This window comes from Blautia massiliensis (ex Liu et al. 2021), assembly GCF_052064225.1.
GTDB lineage: Bacteria > Bacillota > Clostridia > Lachnospirales > Lachnospiraceae > Blautia_A > Blautia_A fusiformis.
Genome location: NZ_JBQHWA010000073.1, coordinates 1 through 1892 on the forward strand (window position 1 = coordinate 1; position 1892 = coordinate 1892).

1 protein-coding gene is annotated in these 1892 nt (G+C 38.2%); it reads right to left on the reverse strand.

The annotated features are described in order from the left end of the window. Positions 1 to 87: 87 nt before the first annotated feature. A complete protein-coding gene (locus tag ACTNDQ_RS15290; protein WP_441064993.1) occupies positions 88 to 1764 on the reverse strand; it encodes a toprim domain-containing protein in 1677 nt (558 codons plus the stop codon). Between the last annotated feature and the right edge of the window lie 128 nt (positions 1765 to 1892).

A 1892-nucleotide genomic window follows, 5' to 3' on the forward strand; every position in this document is an offset into this window, starting at 1 on the left:
GACTGCGATGGCATAAATTGCTATTTTGTTAGCTGAAATATTGAATTTTTAAGGTGCGAAGCCCATTTGGGGTATGGGAAGTCTTAGTTAAGATGTAAAACCATCTGGAAAATACAGTATTTTTCTTTCTACCGGTACGGCGTAATCATCCGGGTTTTTACCTGCTGCCAATGCCGCCGCTCTCATATCCTCAACTTGTTTCACTACTTCTTCCCGGCTTTCTCCTGTAATTTCCATCATATCTCCCAAAAGATACAGCAATATTTCTGTGATTGTAGACTTTCCGTTTCTGGTAGTAGCTCCAAAAAATATGTAAAATTCTTCTTCGCTTGTATCGCCTGTTAAGAACCTGCCAGACATCTTTTGGAGATATTTTATCTTTGCCGTATCACCCTGCATGATTTCATTAACTGTCCTTTCCCACAAAGTACAAGTGGCAGCAGGATTGTAATTTGCATTACATATTTTCGATAAAAGCAAGTCTGCACTATGTTCTAATGCTTTCGGCTGATCACCAGATAAATCAAGGACACTATTCTTGCAGTTCAAGAGAAAATCATCTTTATCCAGTTCGGTATTTTCAAAGAAATTAAGGTCTTTTGCATCAGTAATCATTACATTTCTATTTCTGTAATTCATCATCCCGGCGGCATACTTGATATATGACTGTCTCTTATCGTCTGGTAAAGATGCCGTTACAGAATACCGTACAAGTACATCTGCAAGCCTTTTAGCATTTCTCTTAGCTCTCATTCCCTCTGTATCAGCAATCCATCTTGTCTTGTCATAGTACATCCAGTCTTTCTTTGTTGGGTTGTACCTGCTGATATTCTTAAATATAGTTGCAAATAGATCAGCACTACCCCTGTCATTCATTTGGAAACGTTCTGCCGCTTTAAGTGTATTAAGCTGCTCTAAGATATATTTAGGACTGCCAACTGCTGCCGCACTACGTTGTTCCTGTAACGTCGTTCCATTTATTAATGTTTCAAACTCTTCTTTGCTGTGTCCTGCTGCAAAGTAATCTGATATATCTGCTTTTTCTATATTTGACATAGGTATAATTATTTTTCTGTTTCTAGCAATGCCCTTTAAATCATCATAGATTCTCTGGGCTACTGCCTTGCCCGGTGCGTCATTGTCCGCTAGAATAATCACATTTGCATCCCTCAGAATCTCTGAAAAATCAGACTGCCAGTCATTCACGCCACCATATGTAAAAGCTGTATAACCTTGTCTTTTGAGCGAATTAACATCTTTTTCACCCTCTACTATAAATATAGGCTTATCCTCTCTAATAGCCTTTTTTATAGCTTCCAGACTGCCATAGATAGCTTTTAATTGCTTCCGGTTCTGTCCTTTGAGTCCATAAGAGAACCGGTTATTCTCGATGATTCCGTAAAGCAGCTTTTTACCTTCAAGACGGATTTTTGTAAAAACATAAGAATTCGTTACAGAAGAAACGTAATCATATGTTGCTTCAACTTTTCGATGCTCACGTTTTTCTATGTAACGTTTCCAGTCCATTTCCCGGCTTTCTGATTCATAAAAAGTATCTTTCTTTTCGAGTCCTGCTGCCTGCAAAATATCGTCTAATTTGCATCCTGCATGGCAATATATCAAAGTACATTTTCTACCTTTAGATACTGTCAAAGAAGCCTGTTTGTCTTTATGACAAGGACACCTGCATTGTGCCCTATTTTTATAGCGTCTTACAATCTGGAAATGTTGTAGATTCTCTTCATAAATTTCGTTATCTCTCATCACCTTGCCCCTTCCAACCTGCGTCTGATTGCGTCTATTTAAACTGTACCCCTTGTCAAGGACATTTTGAATTAGTGTAGTGCCTATTTTTTAGACATCTACACAAAACTGATATCCCTGATTTTGGA

Coding starts and splice junctions, on each gene's coding strand:
- ACTNDQ_RS15290 (WP_441064993.1), bottom strand. CDS start 1,764: ATGAGAGATAACGAAATTTATGAAGAGAATCTACAACATTTCCAGATT.